Origin of the sequence: Pseudomonas sp. BN505, from assembly GCF_029873175.1 — a bacterium.
Classification (GTDB): domain Bacteria; phylum Pseudomonadota; class Gammaproteobacteria; order Pseudomonadales; family Pseudomonadaceae; genus Aquipseudomonas; species Aquipseudomonas putida.
On record NZ_SSOI01000050.1, the window covers coordinates 232,302 to 250,767 of the forward strand.

At 60.1% G+C, this 18,466-nt stretch carries 21 protein-coding genes; 11 read left to right on the forward strand and 10 right to left on the reverse strand.

What is annotated here, in order from left to right; translation table 11 throughout:
* Nucleotides 1–9 precede the first annotated feature (9 nt).
* On the forward strand, nt 10–591 hold the full coding sequence (locus E8E78_RS17105; RefSeq protein WP_016499123.1) for a TetR/AcrR family transcriptional regulator: 582 nt from the start codon (nt 10–12) through the stop codon (nt 589–591).
* Nucleotides 592–700: 109 nt separating this feature from the next.
* Here the strand turns inward: E8E78_RS17105 and E8E78_RS17110 are convergent, their stop codons facing one another.
* From E8E78_RS17110 to E8E78_RS17130, 5 genes are read right to left on the reverse strand one after another with little or no spacing between them, the layout of a single operon-like run.
* Nucleotides 701–1,078 carry a response regulator gene (locus E8E78_RS17110; protein WP_016487624.1) on the reverse strand — a complete coding sequence of 126 codons (378 nt, stop codon included), beginning with the start codon at nt 1,076–1,078 and terminating at the stop codon, nt 701–703.
* A gap of 44 nt (nt 1,079–1,122) precedes the next feature.
* Nucleotides 1,123–2,349, reverse strand: coding sequence for a hybrid sensor histidine kinase/response regulator (locus tag E8E78_RS17115; RefSeq protein ID WP_049275464.1), 1,227 nt, complete (start codon nt 2,347–2,349; stop codon nt 1,123–1,125).
* Nucleotides 2,343–2,918 (reverse strand): chemotaxis protein CheB, encoded by a 576-nt coding sequence (locus tag E8E78_RS17120; RefSeq protein WP_049275463.1) that lies wholly within the window; start codon nt 2,916–2,918, stop codon nt 2,343–2,345. The genes E8E78_RS17115 and E8E78_RS17120 overlap by 7 nt, the downstream gene beginning before the upstream one ends.
* Complete coding sequence (locus E8E78_RS17125; protein WP_016499120.1) at nt 2,915–3,736, reverse strand: protein-glutamate O-methyltransferase CheR; 822 nt, start codon at nt 3,734–3,736, stop codon at nt 2,915–2,917. Before E8E78_RS17125 ends, E8E78_RS17120 begins: the two co-directional genes overlap by 4 nt.
* Nucleotides 3,733–7,200: a response regulator gene (locus E8E78_RS17130; protein WP_049275462.1), complete on the reverse strand. Its 3,468-nt coding sequence runs from the start codon at nt 7,198–7,200 to the stop codon at nt 3,733–3,735. Before E8E78_RS17130 ends, E8E78_RS17125 begins: the two co-directional genes overlap by 4 nt.
* A gap of 241 nt (nt 7,201–7,441) precedes the next feature.
* Between E8E78_RS17130 and E8E78_RS17135 the strand changes: the two genes are divergently transcribed.
* A complete protein-coding gene (locus E8E78_RS17135) occupies nt 7,442–7,792 on the forward strand; it encodes a response regulator (RefSeq protein ID WP_049275461.1) in 351 nt (116 codons plus the stop codon).
* A gap of 129 nt (nt 7,793–7,921) precedes the next feature.
* On the opposite strand, the gene cobF is transcribed toward E8E78_RS17135, so the two are convergent.
* Entirely contained in the window at nt 7,922–8,674 is a 753-nt protein-coding gene (gene cobF, locus E8E78_RS17140; protein WP_049275460.1) for a precorrin-6A synthase (deacetylating), read from the reverse strand.
* A gap of 109 nt (nt 8,675–8,783) precedes the next feature.
* Between cobF and E8E78_RS17145 the strand changes: the two genes are divergently transcribed.
* On the forward strand, nt 8,784–10,385 hold the full coding sequence (locus E8E78_RS17145; protein WP_080983697.1) for a metallophosphoesterase: 1,602 nt from the start codon (nt 8,784–8,786) through the stop codon (nt 10,383–10,385).
* Nucleotides 10,386–10,512: 127 nt separating this feature from the next.
* Here the strand turns inward: E8E78_RS17145 and E8E78_RS17150 are convergent, their stop codons facing one another.
* Nucleotides 10,513–11,802: an OprD family porin gene (locus E8E78_RS17150; RefSeq protein ID WP_049275458.1), complete on the reverse strand. Its 1,290-nt coding sequence runs from the start codon at nt 11,800–11,802 to the stop codon at nt 10,513–10,515.
* 361 nt (nt 11,803–12,163) lie between these two features.
* On the opposite strand from E8E78_RS17150, the gene E8E78_RS17155 reads away from it, so the two are divergent.
* From E8E78_RS17155 to E8E78_RS17165, 3 genes are all read left to right on the forward strand, one after another.
* Complete coding sequence (locus tag E8E78_RS17155) at nt 12,164–12,526, forward strand: histone-like nucleoid-structuring protein, MvaT/MvaU family (RefSeq protein ID WP_049275457.1); 363 nt, start codon at nt 12,164–12,166, stop codon at nt 12,524–12,526.
* Nucleotides 12,527–12,745: 219 nt separating this feature from the next.
* A complete protein-coding gene (gloA, locus tag E8E78_RS17160) occupies nt 12,746–13,273 on the forward strand; it encodes a lactoylglutathione lyase (protein WP_043196134.1) in 528 nt (175 codons plus the stop codon).
* A 97-nt stretch (nt 13,274–13,370) separates the two neighbouring features.
* Complete coding sequence (locus E8E78_RS17165) at nt 13,371–13,613, forward strand: hypothetical protein (protein ID WP_049275456.1); 243 nt, start codon at nt 13,371–13,373, stop codon at nt 13,611–13,613.
* Between the two features lie 64 nt (nt 13,614–13,677).
* Here E8E78_RS17165 and E8E78_RS17170 read toward each other — a convergent pair whose 3' ends face one another.
* Complete coding sequence (locus E8E78_RS17170; RefSeq protein ID WP_049275455.1) at nt 13,678–14,499, reverse strand: shikimate 5-dehydrogenase; 822 nt, start codon at nt 14,497–14,499, stop codon at nt 13,678–13,680.
* Between the two features lie 161 nt (nt 14,500–14,660).
* On the opposite strand from E8E78_RS17170, the gene E8E78_RS17175 reads away from it, so the two are divergent.
* Nucleotides 14,661–15,005, forward strand: coding sequence for a hypothetical protein (locus E8E78_RS17175; protein WP_059396243.1), 345 nt, complete (start codon nt 14,661–14,663; stop codon nt 15,003–15,005).
* Nucleotides 15,006–15,099: 94 nt separating this feature from the next.
* Nucleotides 15,100–15,282 (forward strand): hypothetical protein, encoded by a 183-nt coding sequence (locus E8E78_RS17180; protein WP_049276607.1) that lies wholly within the window; start codon nt 15,100–15,102, stop codon nt 15,280–15,282.
* A gap of 95 nt (nt 15,283–15,377) precedes the next feature.
* On the opposite strand, the gene E8E78_RS17185 is transcribed toward E8E78_RS17180, so the two are convergent.
* The gene (locus E8E78_RS17185) at nt 15,378–15,692 is read right to left on the reverse strand and encodes a hypothetical protein (RefSeq protein ID WP_016499109.1); all 315 of its coding nucleotides are present in this window, start codon (nt 15,690–15,692) and stop codon (nt 15,378–15,380) included.
* Between the two features lie 164 nt (nt 15,693–15,856).
* Between E8E78_RS17185 and E8E78_RS17190 the strand changes: the two genes are divergently transcribed.
* Entirely contained in the window at nt 15,857–16,681 is an 825-nt protein-coding gene (locus E8E78_RS17190; RefSeq protein ID WP_049276606.1) for a S24 family peptidase, read from the forward strand.
* A gap of 38 nt (nt 16,682–16,719) precedes the next feature.
* Here E8E78_RS17190 and E8E78_RS17195 read toward each other — a convergent pair whose 3' ends face one another.
* Entirely contained in the window at nt 16,720–17,043 is a 324-nt protein-coding gene (locus E8E78_RS17195) for a DUF1654 domain-containing protein (protein WP_049276605.1), read from the reverse strand.
* A 241-nt stretch (nt 17,044–17,284) separates the two neighbouring features.
* On the opposite strand from E8E78_RS17195, the gene E8E78_RS17200 reads away from it, so the two are divergent.
* Both E8E78_RS17200 and E8E78_RS17205 read left to right on the forward strand, forming a co-directional pair.
* On the forward strand, nt 17,285–17,959 hold the full coding sequence (locus E8E78_RS17200) for a polysaccharide lyase family 7 protein (RefSeq protein WP_049276603.1): 675 nt from the start codon (nt 17,285–17,287) through the stop codon (nt 17,957–17,959).
* A gap of 186 nt (nt 17,960–18,145) precedes the next feature.
* On the forward strand, nt 18,146–18,382 hold the full coding sequence (locus E8E78_RS17205; RefSeq protein ID WP_016499105.1) for an Arm DNA-binding domain-containing protein: 237 nt from the start codon (nt 18,146–18,148) through the stop codon (nt 18,380–18,382).
* The last annotated feature ends 84 nt before the right edge of the window (nt 18,383–18,466 follow it).

Here is an 18,466-nt window from a genome sequence, read left to right on the forward strand (position 1 = left end):
CAAGCCGCCATGCCCCCGGTCAATGCCGCAATGCGCTGTGCCAGCTTTGAGGAGCGACGTGACCGGGCCATGGCGCTGTTTGCCGAAAAGGGCTTTGGCCAGGTCAGCATGCGCGAGCTGGCGGCCCATGTGGGGCTGACGGCAGGCTCGCTGTACCACCACTTTCCCAGCAAGCAGGACCTGTTGTACGACTTGATCGAGGAGTTGTACGAAGAACTGCAGGCCACTTTGGACCAAGGCCGCCGGGCCATGGCACGCGGGGCCTCGGCACTGGGCTGCCTGATTGCAGCACACTGGCAATTGCATGCCGAACGGCCGATGCAGTTTCGGCTGGCGGAGCGCGACTTGTGCTGCCTGAGCGATGACCAGCAGGCGCGCCTGGCCTTGTTGCGCAAACGTTATGAGGCGGGGTTGCTGAGGCTGATCGCGCCGCAGGCGAAGTTGCAGGGGCAGGCACTGGTGGCCACGGCGCATGTGGTGGCGACGCTGCTGAACCAGTTGCCGGGGATGTTGAAGGCATTGCCCGAGGAACAGGGGCTGGGGCTGATGGAGAGCATGTTGGCAGGTGGTATAGAGCGGACCCTGCGATAGCCTTTACTGGCCCTATCGCCGGCAAGCCAGCTCCCACAGTTACGCTGCAGATCTCAAGGCCTGTGCAGTACTTGTGGGAGCTGGCTTGCCGGCGATGGGGCCACCCGCTTTAACGCAAAAGTCTCTGGATCTGCTCGTGCAAGGTGTCCAGGTCAAACGGTTTGGCCAGGATCGGTGCCTTGCGGGTGATCGGGCTGCCTGACTCGAGAATCTCTGCCGGGTAGCCACTGATGAAGATTACCTTCAGGTCCGGGCGCAGCTTCACCGCGGGCTCGGCAATCTCCACCCCGGAGATGCCACCCGGCAAGCGGAAGTCCGTCACCATCAGGTCCAAGTGCGGTTTGCTGGCCAGGATGGCAAACGCCTGCTCGCCATCTTCGGCCACCAGCACGTGGTACCCCTCACCTGCCAGGTAATCACGCAAAATCATGCGAATCGCCGGTTCATCCTCGACGACCAACACCACATCTTGTGCATCTTCACTCATGTTAACGCCTTGAAATTCTTACAGTTGGCCATCAGACCCCAGGCTTACGCAGAGGTTGCCCGAGCCTGGTCGTTTTGTTCTTTGAATGTTGCCAGCGGCAATTGCAGGGTGAATGTGGCGCCCTTGCCTTCCTCGCTTTCAACCCGTATCCGGCCACCGTGCGCCTGCACGATCTGCTCGGAGATGTACAACCCCAAGCCCAAGCCCCCGCTGGCTTGCTGGGCAGCGACCCGCTCGAATTGCTGGAAGATCCGCTGCTGGTTGGCGGCGCTGATACCGATGCCGTGATCCTGCACCTGCACCCAGGCCATGCCTTCCTGCTCGAACACCCGCACCTGCACCGGATTGCGCTCGCCGTAACGCATGGCATTGGACAACAAGTTGGCCACTACTTGTTCAATCCGGAATTCGTCCCACTCACCCTTCAATGCTTCACAGCGCTGCAGTTCGATGTGTGTGTCCAGGGCCATGGCCTGGGCGGTGAAGTTTTCCACCAACCCGCGCACCAGCTGGCCGAGGTCGAACAGCCTGGGTCGCAGCGACAATTTACCGGTACGGATGCGCGAAACATCCAGCATGTCTTCGACCAACCGGATCAGGCTGTTGATCTGCCGCTCGTCGCGCTCGACCATGGCCTGCAGCTTGTCGGCGCTGAAGGCGTCCAGGTTGCCCCGTGCCAGGTGCATCTTGCGCAACTGGGTTTCCAGGATCAGGCCATTGAGCGGCGTACGCACCTCGTGGGAGACGATCGACATGAAGTCGTCACGCATGCGCACTGCATGCTCCAGCTCACATCGCGCCACCTGCAGCTGGCTGAGCAACAGCTCCTGCTCCTGGCGACTATGCTCCAGGGCCTCCAGCTGCCGGCCCAGCACCTTGCGCTGGCGGAACAGGTCGACGAACACCGAGACCTTGCTTTTTACCGCCAGGGTATCGAGCGGCTTGTGCAGAAAGTCCACGGCGCCGCTCTCGTAGCCCTTGAAGGCATAGTTCATCTCGCGGCCTGCGGCGCTGACGAAAACGATCGGGATGTTCTTGGTCTTGTCGGTGCCGCGCATCAGCTCGGCAAGTTCGAAACCGTTCATGCCCGGCATCTGCACATCGAGGATGGCCAGCGCGAACTCGTGCTCGAGCAGCAACGACAACGCCGCTTCGGCAGACTGGGCCTGGTGCACCTCGCGGTCGTCGCCCTGGATCAGGGCATCGAGCGCCAGCAGGTTTTCCGGCAGGTCGTCGACAATCAGCAGTTTGGCGGTGGTGTGGCTTAGCATGCGCTGTATTCCAGGGTCGCGAGCAGCTGCCCGATACCACTCAGAGTAAGGATATGGTCGGGCTGGTGCAGGGCCAGGGCGGCCTCCGGCATCAGGGCGACCTGTGCGTCGCGAGGGTCTTGGACTATCGTGCAGCCCCCATTGTTCTTGATATAGGCAAGGCCCCTGGCGCCGTCTTCGTTGGCACCGGTGAGCAGCACACCTAGCAGGCCGTCGCCATAGGCATCGGCCGCCGAGATGAACACAAAATCGATTGCTGGACGCGAGAAATGAACGGGTTCTTCCTGGCTCAGCGACAGCGTCAGGTCGTGCTCCACCGAAAGGTGGTAACTCGGACCCGCCACATAGATCTGCCCGCTGCTGATGCGTTCCTTGTCACGTGCCTCGTGCACCGGCCGATGCAGCCGACGCTGCAGCACTTCGGCCAGTTGGCTATGGCGGTCGTCCGGCAGGTGCAGCACGCAGAGCACAGGTAGGGCGAACGCCGGTGGCAGCGCGCCGAGCACTTCAAACAATGCCGCCACGCCGCCAGCCGAGGCGCCGATCACCACTGCGCGTACGCCGTTCATGACTTACGGAAGATCCGTTCGGGCTTGACCAGCGGCTCGAACCGGTCGCTGTAGGCCGAAAAGTCCACCGACTCCTTGCTGCCCAGCACCAGGAAACCCCGGTGGCAGAGCGACTCATGGAATAGCCCGAGGGCGCGGTCCTGCAGCTCCTTGTTGAAGTAGATCAGCACATTGCGGCACGACACCAGCTGGGTCTCGGAGAACACGCTGTCGGTGGCCAGGCTGTGGTCTGCAAAGGTCACGTTGTCGCGCAGGCTGCTGTCCATGATGGCGTTGCCATAGGCCGCTGTGTAGTACTCGGTAAAGTCACGACGGCCGCCGGCCAGACGGTAGTTTTCCTCATACTCGCGCATGCTCTGCATCGAGTAGATGCCCTGCTTGGCCCGGTCCAGCGAATGCGGGTTGATGTCAGTGGCGTAGATGATGGTGCGCTCGAGCAGCCCCTCCTCACGCAACAGGATGGCCATGGAATACACCTCCTCGCCCGTGCTACAGCCCGCGATCCAGACCTTGATCGAGGGCCAGGTACGCAGCAGCGGCACCACTTCGTTGCGCACGGCAAGGAAGTGGTCAGGGTCGCGGAACATCTCGCTGACCGGGATCGTCAGGTACTGCAGCAACTGCATGAACATGCCGGGGTCATGCAGCACGCGCTCCTGCAGCGCCGATACCGTCAGGCAGTCGAACTGGCGCAGCGCATGCAGGATCCGGCGCTTGATCGAGGCGCCGGAATAATTGCGAAAATCGTAGCTGTACTTGAGGTAGATGGCCTCGATCAGCAAGCGGATTTCAATGTCGGTGTTACGTTCGCTAGTCAAATTCGCTCCAGTTGCGGCAGCCATACACGAATCAACGAGAACAAACGGTCCAGGTCGATCGGTTTGGCCAGATAATCATTGGCTCCGGCCTGCAGGCAACGCTGCTGGTCATCCTTCATGGCCTTGGCGGTCACGGCGATGATCGGCAGTTTGCGCCAGCGCGGTTGCTGGCGGATCAGCCGGGTCGCCTCGAAGCCGTCCATTTCCGGCATCATCACGTCCATCAGCACCAGGTCAATGTCGTCATGCTGCTCCAGGCGCTCGATGGCCTCGCGGCCGTTACGGCCAATCTCGACGATGGCCCCCTTGTGCTCCAGGGCACTGGTCAGGGCGAAGATATTACGCACGTCGTCGTCCACCAGCAGCACCTTGCGCCCCTCGAACACCTTGTCGCGGCTACGCGCAGTCTTGAGCATGCGCTGCCGTTCGTTGGACAGCTGCGATTCTACCTTGTGCAGGAACAGCGTCACTTCGTCGAGCAGGCGCTCCGGCGAACGTGCGCCCTTGATGATGATCGACCGCGAGTACTTGAGCAGGTCGGCTTCTTCTTCGCGGGTCAGGTTGCGCCCGGTGTACACGATTACTGGCGGGAAGGAGCGGATATCCTCGGCGGTCATGCGCTTGAGCAGCTCGTTACCGAGCATGTCGGGCAGCTTGAGGTCGATAATCATGCAGTCGTAGATGTTCTCGCGCAACAGCGCCAAGGCATCCTGGGCCATGGCCACGGCAGTGATCTCGATATCGTCGTCGCCAATCAGTCGGGCGATGCTCTCGCGCTGCAGGTCGTCGTCTTCCACCAGGAGGATATGCTTGAGCTTTTGCGTAAGCTTGGCTTCCAGGCGAGCGAAGACTTCTTTGAGTTCTTCGCGACTGGTCGGTTTCACCGCATAACCTACCGCGCCCATGTGCATGGCCGCCTCGACGCGGTCTTCCACCGAAATGATGTGCACCGGGATATGGCGGGTGCCGGCCTGCTCCTTGAGGCGCTGCAGCACGGTCAGGCCCGAGTGGTCGGGCAGGCGCATGTCCAGCAGGATGGCGTCCGGTATGTACTGGGCCGCCAGCTCGAAGCCTTCGTCGGCACCATGGGCCACCAGGCAGCTGTAGCCCAGTTCGTGCGCAAGGTCGAAGAGGATGCGGGCAAAGTTGGGCTCGTCTTCGATCACCAGAATGCACCGGGTATCGAAAGGTGCCCGCTCGCGATCGTCGGCAAAAGTCGGCGCCGGGCGCAGGGTGGTAGCGGCCACAGGCACTTGCGGCGCAGGTGGCAACGCGTCGACGGCAGGGCGCAGGCTTTGCGGCTCGATGTCTTCAGCCTCGGCGGCATAGCGTTCCGGCAGAATCAGGCTGAACACACTGCCCTGGCCCGGGGTGCTCTCGACATTGATCTGGCCACCGAGCAAATGCGCCAGGTCACGGGAAATCGACAGCCCCAGGCCGGTGCCACCGTAGCGGCGGTTGCTGGTGCCATCGACCTGATGGAAGGCGCCAAAGATCGCCTGCTGCTGATCGGCAGCAATGCCGATGCCGCTGTCACGCACCGCGAACACGATACCATTGCCAGCCTGGAAGCTGACGTTCATGCTGACCTGGCCACGCTCGGTGAACTTGATGGCATTGGACAACAGGTTCTTGAGGATCTGCTCAAGGCGCTGACGGTCCGTGAACAGGGTGGTCGGCACATGCGGCTCGACCTTGACCTCGAAGGCCAGGCCCTTGTGGCCGGCAAGCGGCTGGAACATGCCGCGCAAGCCTTCTGCCAGGCGCTCGACCTGGGTGGTCTCGGGGCGTACTTCGAGTTTACCGGCCTCGACCTTGGCGATGTCGAGAATGTCGTTGATCAAGTTGAGCAGGTCGTTGCCGGCCGAGTAGATGGATTCGGCGAACTTGACCTGCTCCTCGCTGAGGTTGCCTTCGCCGTTTTCTGCCAACAGCTTGGCCAGGATCAACGAGCTGTTCAGCGGCGTGCGTAGCTCGTGGGACATGTTGGCGAGGAATTCGGACTTGTACTTGCTCGAGCGCTGCAAGTCGTCGGCGCGGGCCTGCAACTCCACCTGCGCCCGGCCCAGCTCATCGTTCTTGCGGTCGAGCGCATCGGTGCGTTCCGACAACTGCTCGTTGGTCTGCTCCAGCTCGGCTTGTTGGGTCTCCAGGTGGGCCTGGGACTCCTTGAGCACTCGTGACTGCTCTTCAAGCTCTTCGTTGGCAGTCTTGAGTTCTTCCTGCTGCACCTGCAGCTCTTCATTCAGTTGCTGGGTTTCGGCCAGCACTTCCTGCAGGCGCTGACGATAACGGGCGCTTTCGATGGACATGCCGAGGTTGCCGCCGACGCGCTCCAGCAGCTCTTCATCGCGTTCTTGCAGAGGGCGCAGGAAACCCAGCTCGATCACCCCGTTGATCTGACCGTCTTCGGTGGCCGGCATCAGCAGCGCACTGCGCGGCAGGCCGCTGCCCAGGCCGGAACTGAGGCGATAGAAGTCTTCTGGCAGGTCGTCCAGGCGCAAAAGGCGGCCTTCGCGCACCGCCTGGGCCAACAGGCCGTCGTGGTCCAGCCTGATCTGCTCGCGGGCCTGCTCTTCGGCGCCCAGGCCATAACAGGCCACCCGCACCAGGCGGCCATGCTCGTCGCGCACATACACGGCGCCCACCACGCTGCCCAGATAAGAAGCGAAGAAGCGCAGGATGTTGTCGCCGAGCATGGGCAAGGACAGTTGACCGAGCACCTGTTGAGCCAGCTGGGTCTGGCCGTTGCGCAACCAGGCCTGGTGCTCCAGACGCTGCGCCGAGCGCTGCTGGGCCTGAAGGTTTTCATCGTAGCTGGTCGACAGCGCCAGCAGGTCTCGACGGCCGAGGTACGCCAGCAAACCACTGAGGCTGACGATGAACAGCACGAAGGCCGAAATCGCCGTCACAGTAACCGAGCTGACCGTTTCGTTCCGGGCCATGCGCAGCTGTTGTTCGGTGCTGATCAGGCCATCGAATTCCTTGCGGATTTCATCGGTGATGCGCTTGCCCCGACCATTGCCGATTGAGGCCTGGTAATCGCCCTGGCTGCGGCGCAGGGTGATCATCTCGTTGCCGAAGTCGTTCCAGGCGTGCTGCAAGGCAATCAGCCGGTCGATGCGATCAACCTGCTGCGGGTTGTCCTCGACCATCGCGCGCAGGCTTTGCAGGCTGCCGAGAATACGTGGCTTGGCCACCTCGTAGGGGTCAAGGAAACGCTCGTCGCCCGTGATCAGGAAGCCGCGCATACCGGTTTCCATGTCGATCGACAGTTTGACCGTCTCGTTGGCATTGCCGATCACCCGGTCGGTGTGCTCGACCCACTGCATGGCCGAAAGCAGGTAATTGATCACCGCGACGAAGGCCACCGCGCCCAGCAGGCCAACCCCCAAGGGTAGGCCGATGTTACGGCTCAACAGTTTGCGGAAGCTTCGCTGGTCCATCGAGGCTGCTTGAATCATGTGAAAACGCCCGAGCAAGAAAAGTCCATTGGAAAAGAGTGGCGGATTGTTGTTATCTGCCACTGCGCCGTCCTGATAAGCGAGTCTAACCAGCTTTACCGGGTCTGGCAGGGCATTTAGCCAGTATTTGAAGGCGCAGTGCGCCAATCGTTCCATCTGATTGCAGGGATCGGTATCCTCGGGAACTTCTGCTGCCAACCGGAGCACAGATTAAAGACATTCATTGCACAGGACCCAAACCATGCACCTTCTGGTAGTCGAAGATGACGACATCGTCCGTATGTTGATGGTCGAAGTGCTCGACGAGTTGGGCTACTCGGTCATCGAAGCCGGAGACGCCGCAGCCGCGCTGCGGGTGCTCGAAGACCCTAACCAGACACTGGCACTGATGATGACCGATGTGGGTTTGCCGGACATGCGCGGTGAGGTACTGGCGGGTAAAGCACGCGAGTTGCGCCCGTTGCTGCCCGTGCTGTTCGCCAGTGGCTATGCCGACAGTATCAATGTGCCCGAGGGCATGCACCTGATCGGCAAGCCGTTCAGCATCGACCAGTTGCGCGACAAGGTGGTGGCCATGCTCGGTCCAGTTTGAGATTGGGGCTGCCTGTACCGGCCCCTTCGCGGGTAAACCCGCTCCCACAGGGACCGCACCGTTTCGAACGCTGTGCAGTACCTGTGGGAGCGGGTTTACCCGCGAAGAGGCCAGTAAAGGCAACACAGCTCACAGCTCCCTGCGCAACAGATAGGTATCCATGATCCACCCCTTGCGCCGCCTCTCCTGCTCCCGCACTTCCAGTATGCGTGCCTTCACCGCCTGCAAGGGCCCGGCAATCAAGACTTCATCCTCGGTCCCCAGGTACGCGCCCCAGTAGATCACCAGCTCCGGGTCATCAAGCTGGGCAAACGCGCACTGCCCGTCGAGCATCACCACCACATTGTCGATAGGCCCCTGCCCGGCCAGGCGCCGCCCTGGCAGCACGGTCAGAGGCTCGCCGATGCGGTTGAGCGGCACCTGGTGCCGCGCCGCCAGCGCCTGCACACTGCTGATGCCAGGAATGACCTGCAAGCGCAACGTCACGCCATGTTCGCGGACCAGGTCGAGAATGCGCAGGGTGCTGTCGTACAAGGTCGGCTCCCCCCACAGCAGGAAGGCGCCAATATCCTTAGTGGCCATTTGTTCGCCGATCAGCCGGGCATAAAGGGCTGCACGTTGGCGGTGCCAGTCGTGCACAGCCCCCACATAGTCTTCGGCCTGGGCATCACGACGTGGGTCGTCCACCTGCACCAGGCGATATCCACCTTCGGGCCGGTACCGCTCAAGGACAGCCTTGCGCAAGCGCACCAGCTCATCCGTGCCAGGGCCCTTGGCAAGGACGAAAAATACCGTGGCGCGTTGCAGCGCCTCGACCGCCTCATAGGTAACCTGGCGTGGATCGCCTGGCCCGATTCCTATCAACAGTATGTTGGCATTCATTTATCCACCTTATACCTTGTACATCAGCAACTGGTAAACTTGATAGTATTTGAGAACAAAGGAAATCCCTACACTCGGGGGACCTTGTCTGAAATGCAGGTTCCCGGCAATGCACCTTACAACACACACGATACGCGCTGCCCTGATTGTGGCAGGCCTGTCGACGGCCGCATGCGCTTCGCTTTCGCCACCGAAAGAATTGAATGCATCAAGCCCTCAAGACACGATTCAACGCTTCGTCATACGCGCGGACACCCAATACCCACGCGGGCCAAATTCCTCCGACGAGCCGGAACTGTCGAAACAATTAATGACAGAACAAGATAACGCTATCAACCACTGGCGAAATGCCTCAGGCGGCACCATTCCTGTTTTTCTTAATGGGGACGTGACGGAGTTCGGCCACGGCAGCGAATGGGACGTGATGTTCCAACACCTGGCAAGGGTACCCGGCACTTACTGGAGTTTGGGGAACCACGACTATCAGAACAATGTCGGCAAGTGTGCCAACAACGGCTGCGCACGAGACTCCATCCAGCACCTCGAGGCCGCAGTCAGAGGATGGCAGGTTGACGCATTCCATCTAACCGATGAAGACAGGCCTGACTATAGGCGCTGGACCGGAAGCTACGGCTACAGCAAAACCATTGGCAGCATCATGTTCATCCAACTCAACGACCATTATAACTACACCAACAGCTTTTCCAGTAACAGCAGCCCAATTTATCCCAGGGAGGTCCGCTTCGAAATTACCTCTTCACTCGCCTGGCTTGAACAGCAGATGGCGGTGGCAAACAAAAATGGCAAATATATTGTCATCAACATGCATCGCTCACCTGGGGATGCAACATTCGGATCAGCAGCCGACAGGACTCGTTTTTACAATCTGGTCAAACAATACCGAGTCCTGAGTATTTTCCATGGACACCACCACGACGTCGGAATCAAGCACCCCATCGGCGACACGCCAGTATATGACGCTGGAGCAAGCTTCAGACGTGGGTTCCTGACGGCCGAACTGGACGAGGGACAAGGGCATATGGTTGTCAATGTCGTCACCAACAACGACACCGATAACGCCACACCGACCACGACGCCCCTGCACCTGCTCCCGCCACCGCCGAAGTTCAACTTCAGTACCCAGCCAGGCGGTAACGCAATTAGCGGGCTGCTCATGTATGAAAACAGGCCGCGGGACATTCGCCTACCGTTCGTGGAAGTCTCCCTGAATGGCCAAGCCTTCACTCGCCACAACCTGTCCAATAACGCCACACCACTTTATGATCTGCGCCCTGATACGCAGTACAATTACGTCATCAGGGTCTATCAAAGCGAAGGCCAGGCGGCCGACCGCGAGGACAAAGGGTCATTTATAACGCCTGCTCTGGAAAAACCCCCGACTGACTTGTGCGTCGACAATTTCAATGGGGTCTTAGGCACCCTGACGCTAAAGTGGAAAGACCCGACCCCTAACTTCCGGATGCCCTATTATATTCAGGTTGAGGCGACCGAACCCGATAAGCCGCTGTGGGTCGTGCGAAGTGTGGCAGATGACAACCGCAGTAAAACACAGACGGTCTTTTTTGGCCTCTATGGTCGAAACCCCTTGGCAATGAACTATACCGTCTACTACTGGAGCTCGAGCGAGGGGCACAGCCCCCGGGTACAACTGGCAGGCGAAGATATTTTCAAGTCGGGCTGTCAATATTAAAAACCGCACCACATGCTAAAGCACCATTGCATGGGATACAGGCTTGGCCGCTTCTTCACCCGACGGGGTGTCAAAGGTCTCGCCTGCATCTCCCGCCAGCAGTATTGGATGCGTTGCCCTGCGACGTTTAGAACAGCGAGAAGTTGTAGCTGACAATGACACGTGTTTCGTCCATGTCACGCGCCCACTTTTCATAGTTGCTGCGGTAGGTGGAATTACGCAGGCGCACGCTGACATCCTTGAAAGTGCCACTTTGCACCTGGTACTTGAACTCGGTGTCGCGCTCCCATTCCTTGCCTTCGGCGCTGCTGCCCGGCACCTTGATATTGTCGCCGTTGATGTACCGGGTGAAGAAGGTCAGGCCGGGCACGCCCAGCGCCTTGAAGTCATAGTCGTAACGCACCTGCCAGGAACGCTCCTGAGCGGCGGCGAAGTCGTTGACCTGGGCATAGTTGACCAGGTACGGGTTGCTGCCATCCAGGTAGGGCATGGCGCTGTCGCCATACATCCGCTGCCAGCCGGCACTGATCTTGTGGCCGCCCAGGCTGTAGCCGAGCATGCCGCTGAAGGCGCGATGGTCGATTGCACCCGCGCGGGCATTGCCAATGTCATCACTCTTGATCAGGCGCAGGTCAGCCGACAGGCTGCCCACCGCCAACGGCTGGCTGGCGACCAGGCCGAGGAAGTGCTGGCGGTAGATGTTTTCCAGCTTGGCCACCTGGTACTGGGCACTGATTCGCTCGTTGAAGCGGTAATCGACACCAGCCAGGTCGAAGTGGTCGGCTTCGATATCGCAGGCATAGCGCTTGTTCTTGCAGTGCACGCGAATGTCCTGGCGGTCGGTGGAATCCCGCGCGGTGTATTTGTCCAGGCGGGCCAGGGTGAACTTCAAGTCGCGCACTTCCTCAGACGTGAGCATGGCGCCATGGAACATGGTAGGCAGCAGGCGGCCATCGTTGTATTTGAGCAAGGGCACATCGGGCATCATCGAGCCGTACTTGAGCACGGTATTGGACACCTTGACCTTGGCCGCCAGCCCCATCTTCGCGTACTGGTCAGCCGAGTGCCGAGGATCATGCCCGGAAGAAGGCAGCAAGCCACTGTTACTGTCGGCCGGGCTGGAGTCGAGTTTGAAACCGAACATGCCCAGCGCATCCACGCCAAAACCTACCGGGCCCTGGGTATAACCCGACTGGACATTAAGGATGAAACCTTGTGCCCATTCTTCCCGCTTGGACGCACCTTGGCTGGAACTGCTATGGCCGTCACGAAAATCCCGGTTGAAATAGACATTGCGTGCTTCAATCTTGGCGCTGCTGTCTTCAAGAAAACCGGCGGCCTGGGCGTTGACGCCGGCACACAACATGAACAGGCCGGCAACACGGCGCCCAGGGGCGAGGGGGAAAGGGGCAAACATGCGAGGAAACATCCAGAATCAAAGGCGAGTTAACACACTGTGGCACGAACTGGCCACGGCACTGCGACAAGGCCAAACAATCGCCGGCCATCATCTGAAATGATCGCGCAAAGGCTCTGGCACAGGCCATTGGACCATGGTCTAAACGTGCCGAAGGGCAAGCGCAAAAAACCCGGAAAATACCGCACGCAAAACTAGGAAAGTTCCCGCCTTACTTACAAAAGTTAGCAGTTTACCAAGTACCCATGAATGACTACACTCGATATCAGCGAACAGCGGAACCCACCCGCGTGGCTGGCGTTTTTATGCGTATTCAATGTTCGTCACGCCCTGCCACGACCGACGTACAGGAGTGATTACAGTGTCCAGACTTGCAGAGTTTCGTGCTGCCGAAAAAGCGCTCCAGGAGCAAATGGCGCAACTGGAAGCCTTGAAAAAGGATGCCGGCCTCAAACGCGAAATCGAATTCGAGCAGAAACTAGTCGGCCTGATGAAAAGCTATGACAAGAGCCTGCGCGATATCATCGCCATCCTCGACCCCAAGGCGGTAAGCAGGGGTACCAGCACAGCGCCCAAGCAACAGCGCCGTCCGCGCGTGGTAAAGGTTTATCAGAACCCGCACACCGGCGAGCGGATCGAGACCAAAGGTGGCAACCACCGGGGCCTCAAGGCCTGGAAAGAACAGTACGGGGGCGCCACGGTAGAAAGCTGGGTACGCCGATGAAACGTCCACACTTGCTTCACACTTTTTTCACAAGGGCTGGCTCAGTATCGAGACAGCTAAAGGACTAGCGACCCCACGCGCCCGCACATGCGGGCCTCTAATTCTAGCGCCCTGCCTTGTGCAGGGCGCTTTCATTTGCGCAATCAGCGCACTGCCGTATCATGGCCAGCCTGTCTGTTTTGCCGGTGCCCTGCGCCCGGCCCCGTCTCAGGAGTTCCCATGAGCCTGCACGATCTGCAAACCCTGCCTGGCGTCACCGCCCAACCGGATGCCGCTACCGCCCAATTCGTCTTCAACCACACCATGCTGCGGGTCAAGGACATCGAGAAGTCGCTGGACTTCTACACCCGCGTGCTGGGCTTCCGCCTGGTGGACAAGCGCGATTTCCCGGAAGCAGCCTTCAGCCTGTACTTCCTGGCCCTGGTCGACCCGGCGCAGATTCCCGCCGATGACGCCGCACGCCACCAGTGGATGAAGTCGATCCCTGGCGTACTGGAGCTGACCCACAACCACGGCACCGAAAACGATGCCGAGTTTGCTTACCACAACGGCAACACCGACCCGCGCGGGTTTGGCCACATCTGCATCTCCGTGCCGGATGTGCGCGCCGCCTGTGCGCGCTTCGAAGCACTGGAAGTACCCTTCCAGAAACGCCTGCAGGACGGGCGCATGAACCACCTGGCCTTCGTCAAGGACCCGGACGGTTACTGGGTCGAAGTGATCCAGCCCACCGAGCTCAAGGGCTAAACGTTCGTCGCCGTTCGCTCGTCGGGCCGGGAACTCCCGGCCCCTTGCTGTGGTATATGAAGGTAACTGCTTCACATGCCACAGCGAGGTAAGGACGATGCAATCTCTTCACTGTGAATACCGCGAGCACACCATCACCGCCAGCGTGATGCCCCACCCCGACTCCCCCCTGCCCTATGCCGCCGGCTGCCTGATCACCGCGCCCGACGGGCATACCAGCAAGCGCCTGTCGATGCCAATGAAATTTTTCTCCAGCCTTGAGAATGCGCAGCATGTGTCGCTGGCCCATGGCCGGGCCCTGGTCGACCAGCAGCTGGATGACGGGCACAAGGTGTTCTGACCCTTTTATGGTCTGTACTGGCCCTTTCGCGGCTAAAGCCGCGAAGGGGCCAGCACGGGAGTAACTAGCCCTCCCGGGCGTAAGCTACTGCGGCCTCAACCTGCGCCCGCGTCGGCCGGATACCCGTGTACAGCACAAACTGCTCCAGCGCCTGCAGCGCGATGACCTCCAACCCGGTAATCACCGGCTTGCCCAACGCCTGGGCCCGGCGGATCAACGGCGTCTGTGCCGGCATCGCCACCACATCAAACACCCGCTCCGCCGCCGCTATGGCCTGCTCGGAAAACGCCAGCGCCTCTGCCTCCGGCCCGCCTGCCATACCGATCGGCGTCACGTTCACCAGCATCGGCGGGCAGATGTCGCCCAGCTCCGCCACCCATCGATAGCCGCACACATCCGCCAGTTGCCGACCTGCCTGCTCGTTGCGCGCAACGATGATGCCTTCTGCAAAGCCGGCATCACGCAGGGCACTGGCCACGGCCTTGGCCATCCCACCACTGCCACGCAAGGCAAAGGCGGTGCCCGGATCGACCTGATGCTGCGCCAGCAACTGGCGCACGGCCAGGTAATCGGTGTTGTAGGCTTTCAGGTGGCCATCGGTATTGACCAAGGTATTGACCGACTCGATGGCCGCTGCCGACGGGTCGATTTCGTCGACCAGTGCCATGCAGGCCTCCTTGTACGGCATCGACACGCCGCAACCGCGGATACCCAGCGCGCGGATCCCCGCCACCGCCGCAGGCAGGTCATCGGTGCGCATGGCCTTGTAGTAGAAGTCCAGGCCCAACTGCTGGTACAGGTGGTTGTGAAAACGAACGCCGAAGGTGCCGGGGCGGCCGGCCAGGGAGATGCACAGCACGGTATCCCGGCTGGGAGTTGTCGACATAACCTGCTCCTTTGTCATAACTGAAACGTTTGTTCAGCGTAACAGAGCCAACCACTGGTCGTCCCTTACACAACCTTTACCGTTCCCCTGTGCTCAGCTGACAGAGACTGGAGTCATATTAGTAAGGCCCCGAACGTGGGGTTTCTCTGCGAGGTTGCTCTATGAACCGTCACATTCCCGGAGTCGCCCTGCTGGTCGGCGCCTTGGCCATCAGCGGGCCCGCTGCTGCCCACGGCGGCCATGGCGGCGGTGGCTGGTATCGGCCGGGCCCGCTCCTGGGTGCGGCGGTAGTCGGCGCTGTAGTCGGCGCGACGGTTTATGGCGGGCGTGACCGTACGGTGTACGTCGAACGCCAGCCGGTCTATTACGGGCCGCCGCCGGTCTACGTGCAACCACCGCCGCAGCCGGTGTATTACCAGCCGTACTACGCGCCGGCGCCACCGCCCCCGGGCTACCGCACCTACTACGGCCCGCCCCCGGTGTATTACGGCCCACCGCGCTGGTAAGGGTTGATAGAACTAATGACCACTATCAAGGAAGTTGATTTCAAACCGCCCAGGCTGCTGCGTATGGTGGAGCCATGTTTCACAGGAGGTCCACATGGCCACTATCCAGATCATGTCCGTTGTCGGCAGCGCCGTACCCACTTCACTGCGTGAGCAGGGCCTGCTGGCATGTTGGTACCTGGTGCGTAACGGCGAAGCCGTGAGCGGCCCGATGCCGACCCTTGCCTCGGCGCAGGCCCTGGCTGAGCAGTTGCAACCAGGCGTTCTGGTGGCCTGACCCGAATTTGTTGTGCGTTGCTCCCTACGCCCTTTATGGCCCGCCGATCTGGCGGGCTTTTTTTGTTTTTGCCGGCCCTGTCACTCAGTGTTGGCTCAGCGTTGTGAGCTACGCCGCAGCTGGCTGGTCAGCGCCAGCACTTTGCCTTGCAGCCGCCCTACGGTCAGCACCAGATCGTTGCGCTCCCTGGCGAGCTGATCAGCTTTGGCTTCTGCCTCTCGCCGGGCGTCCCGCTCAATGTCCAGCAACTCGGTCAGGCGGCGGATAACTGCAATATCTGCGTTGTCCATCGCACGCTCGGCTGCATCCCGGGACAGCCACTTGCGCAGCCATAGAAATGCACCAAGCAACACAGTGCCCGTGCCGCTCAGCCAAGTGACTGTGCCCGGGCCGAGGTCGGTCGGATCCATGTAAACCTCATTACCGATGATGATGCGACGAGCCCTGGACAAAAATGCCTCAGTGGCTTTTCTTGTTGATGGATTTAATTTAGCCTACAGCTAACATTGCGACAAGAGATAATTTAGCCATGCGCACATTTAGCAGCAAGCTAAACACTGGCATGCTTCGTCCTATGGACATCTACGACATTCGCAAGCACAACCTGGTCAAGCTTATCGGCAGCCAGAAGAAGGGATCCTGCGCAGAACGCTGGGGGATGGCGCCTGCACACCTGAGCCAGATTCTTTCCGACAAGACCGCTAAAAACCTGGGCGATGATGTGGCCCGCAGAATCGAGGGCATCGAAGGCCTGCCCCGGGGTTGGTTCGACGCACTGTCGGCAGGCGACCCCGTGCAGCCGTCGGTCGAAGCGGGCGAAGGCAAGCTTTCGGCGGCCGACCTGGTCATGCAGATGCTTGCCCGAAGCGGCAAGGGAATCCCTGAAGAAACCCGGCAAAGGCTGCTGGCCGCTGCAGAAGAACCGCAGGATGCCACGCTGGTACAGGCTGGCTTTGTTCGCCCGGGCGTGGTCGGTGACGAAGTGTGGATTGCCCACTACGATGTGCGGGCCGCCATGGGCGGTGGCCAGATCCCCCACGACTACCCCGAGATGTTCAAGGACGTTCGCGTCAGCCCCAGCCATCTTCGCGAGCTGGGTGTGGCGTTCACTGAACACCACCACCTGAAGATGATCACCGGCTGGGGCCAGTCGATGGAGCCGACCATCAAGCACCGCGACCCGCTGATCGTCGATGTCAGCATCCGCGAGTTTGTCGGCGATGGCATCTACTTCTTCTCCTGGGGTGATCACATCTATATCAAGCGATTGCAGATCGCTGACGATGACCACTTCGAGATGATTTCCGACAACTCGCGGCACAAGGACCGCATGATTCGCCGGGAAGAAACCTACATTCAGGCCAGGGTGCTATTGGTGTGGAATGCGCACCTGGTATGAAGCCGAAGCCCGCCACCCAGGCGGGCTTCGCATGACGCTCAGAAAGGCGCTGCCGCTTCAACCTCCTCCTTGCTGAACTGCTCGACGATAAAGTCGTCACGCTCCTCCACACTGCTACGCTCCCAGCGCACGGTGACGCTTTCGTCGTCGTTGAACGTCAGGTCCAACTCAGGCGTGTCGGACAGCAGGCCCATCACTTCCTCCCACTCCGCATCACCGTCGGTATCCAGGCGATGCACAACGACCCAGCGCTGCGTCTGTGCGAGCGGGTGGTTGATCATCGACGACACCCGCAGGCTAAGCCGCTCTACTCCGGTCATTTCCTGATGCTGCTGAGGTGCAGCCTTCATGTGCTTAGACATATTCTCATCCTGATAGCTGTATATTCGTACAGTACTCGAGGAAAGCTTATCTCACCGCCAAATCCAGCGTAAAGCCCTGTCACAGAAAAATTTCGCCAGCAGGTAATTTGTCTCAGAGCGAATTTTTTAGCTGATAGCTATTGACTATATTTTAGCCTGAGGCTAATTTTCGATTCGACAGCCAGGTGCAAGGCTGCTCGATCGGTTCATCCTTCAAGCCACTTTTTCGTCAGGAGCTCCCATGGCCGTAGACATCAGCAACCTCACCATCGCCACCCCGGTGGCCGTCTCCTCAACCAATCCTGTAGCACTCGAACTCAACGGTGCCGAAGCGATCGCGCGGTTGCCGAGTGTGGTAACAGTACTCAGCGATGGCTCGATCCAGCTTTCAGCCCCTACCAAAGGTGCTTCGAGCAAAAGCACCCACAGGACCCGCTGCGAGTGGACAGAAACCGAAGACTGGACATTGGCCAGCGCCCAGGATCACTGGAATCGCCAAACCATGACCCTGACCAAGGTCAACTCGGCGCTGAAGGTGGTGATCGCCCAGATGCACGTGCGTGGGGATGACAGCCCGCCGGTGAAGGTGTTCTGGAACAAAGGCAACATTACCCTGGGGTTTCGGCGGACCTACAACCAGACCGACCCGGTGAACTCGACCGTGCTCAAAGGGGTGCCTCTGGGGGCGCAGTTCAACGTGAGCATCCACACCACGTCTGCAGGCGTGGTGAATGTAACGGCCAAATGCAACGGGGTGTCCGGCGCCTCTGGTGATTTACAGCTCGACAGCACTTGGGCGTCGCACCTGTTCGAATTCCACGGCGGCATCTACAACCAGGTTGACTACACCGATGCAACGCCGGCCACTGACGGCTCGGTCTGCATCATCAGCGAGCTCTCGCTGATCCATCGCTGAGCGTCGAAAGCCGGCAACGCATCCCGATGCCCCGCCCGTCACAAATGGCATCGGGACGCCGGCGGACCAAAAGCGCGTGGTTGACACGCGTGACACGCCACGCCATTGATTAGTCTCGATGAGTCATATTGTTGCCTCCCCGCTCTCAGACTAATAATTAGTTATCTGCCTGGGGAGGTGCGAAGCATGCAACCAAGATTCGTTATCGTTCCTGCTGTGCCAGTGGAAGGCGAGTCCTTCTGCATCGGCAACCGGTTCTATGCCGCTACAACTTCGGGCGGCTTCGATATCTACGACAACCAGGAGAAACAGCGGCTCAAGCGCGGCTTTATCAACAAGTCCGAGGCCGCGACTGCGTGCGCATTGATGAACGCCGAATCACGCAATCCAGCGGCGCAGTTCCCGATCTTGCGCACAGATTGATGTGCGGTATCACGCTGCCTTAACGCTAGCGGCAGCAGCGGATCAGTCCTCCCGGTGAAGCGGCAGGAAACAGGCGCTCGAAAG

What these genes read in the sequence shown, in the direction of transcription:
- E8E78_RS17200 (WP_049276603.1), top strand. Translation starts at nt 17,285, where the DNA reads ATGGCCGTAGACATCAGCAACCTCACCATCGCCACCCCGGTGGCCGTC.
- E8E78_RS17120 (WP_049275463.1), bottom strand. Translation starts at nt 2,918, where the DNA reads ATGAACGGCGTACGCGCAGTGGTGATCGGCGCCTCGGCTGGCGGCGTG.
- E8E78_RS17110 (WP_016487624.1), bottom strand. Translation starts at nt 1,078, where the DNA reads ATGAGTGAAGATGCACAAGATGTGGTGTTGGTCGTCGAGGATGAACCG.
- cobF (WP_049275460.1), bottom strand. Translation starts at nt 8,674, where the DNA reads ATGAATGCCAACATACTGTTGATAGGAATCGGGCCAGGCGATCCACGC.
- E8E78_RS17165 (WP_049275456.1), top strand. Translation starts at nt 13,371, where the DNA reads ATGCAATCTCTTCACTGTGAATACCGCGAGCACACCATCACCGCCAGC.
- E8E78_RS17195 (WP_049276605.1), bottom strand. Translation starts at nt 17,043, where the DNA reads ATGTCTAAGCACATGAAGGCTGCACCTCAGCAGCATCAGGAAATGACC.
- E8E78_RS17150 (WP_049275458.1), bottom strand. Translation starts at nt 11,802, where the DNA reads ATGTTTGCCCCTTTCCCCCTCGCCCCTGGGCGCCGTGTTGCCGGCCTG.
- E8E78_RS17185 (WP_016499109.1), bottom strand. Translation starts at nt 15,692, where the DNA reads ATGGATCCGACCGACCTCGGCCCGGGCACAGTCACTTGGCTGAGCGGC.
- E8E78_RS17130 (WP_049275462.1), bottom strand. Translation starts at nt 7,200, where the DNA reads ATGATTCAAGCAGCCTCGATGGACCAGCGAAGCTTCCGCAAACTGTTG.
- E8E78_RS17205 (WP_016499105.1), top strand. Translation starts at nt 18,146, where the DNA reads ATGCAACCAAGATTCGTTATCGTTCCTGCTGTGCCAGTGGAAGGCGAG.
- gloA (WP_043196134.1), top strand. Translation starts at nt 12,746, where the DNA reads ATGAGCCTGCACGATCTGCAAACCCTGCCTGGCGTCACCGCCCAACCG.
- E8E78_RS17175 (WP_059396243.1), top strand. Translation starts at nt 14,661, where the DNA reads ATGAACCGTCACATTCCCGGAGTCGCCCTGCTGGTCGGCGCCTTGGCC.
- E8E78_RS17115 (WP_049275464.1), bottom strand. Translation starts at nt 2,349, where the DNA reads ATGCTAAGCCACACCACCGCCAAACTGCTGATTGTCGACGACCTGCCG.
- E8E78_RS17145 (WP_080983697.1), top strand. Translation starts at nt 8,784, where the DNA reads ATGCACCTTACAACACACACGATACGCGCTGCCCTGATTGTGGCAGGC.
- E8E78_RS17180 (WP_049276607.1), top strand. Translation starts at nt 15,100, where the DNA reads ATGGCCACTATCCAGATCATGTCCGTTGTCGGCAGCGCCGTACCCACT.
- E8E78_RS17170 (WP_049275455.1), bottom strand. Translation starts at nt 14,499, where the DNA reads ATGTCGACAACTCCCAGCCGGGATACCGTGCTGTGCATCTCCCTGGCC.
- E8E78_RS17135 (WP_049275461.1), top strand. Translation starts at nt 7,442, where the DNA reads ATGCACCTTCTGGTAGTCGAAGATGACGACATCGTCCGTATGTTGATG.
- E8E78_RS17190 (WP_049276606.1), top strand. Translation starts at nt 15,857, where the DNA reads ATGGACATCTACGACATTCGCAAGCACAACCTGGTCAAGCTTATCGGC.
- E8E78_RS17105 (WP_016499123.1), top strand. Translation starts at nt 10, where the DNA reads ATGCCCCCGGTCAATGCCGCAATGCGCTGTGCCAGCTTTGAGGAGCGA.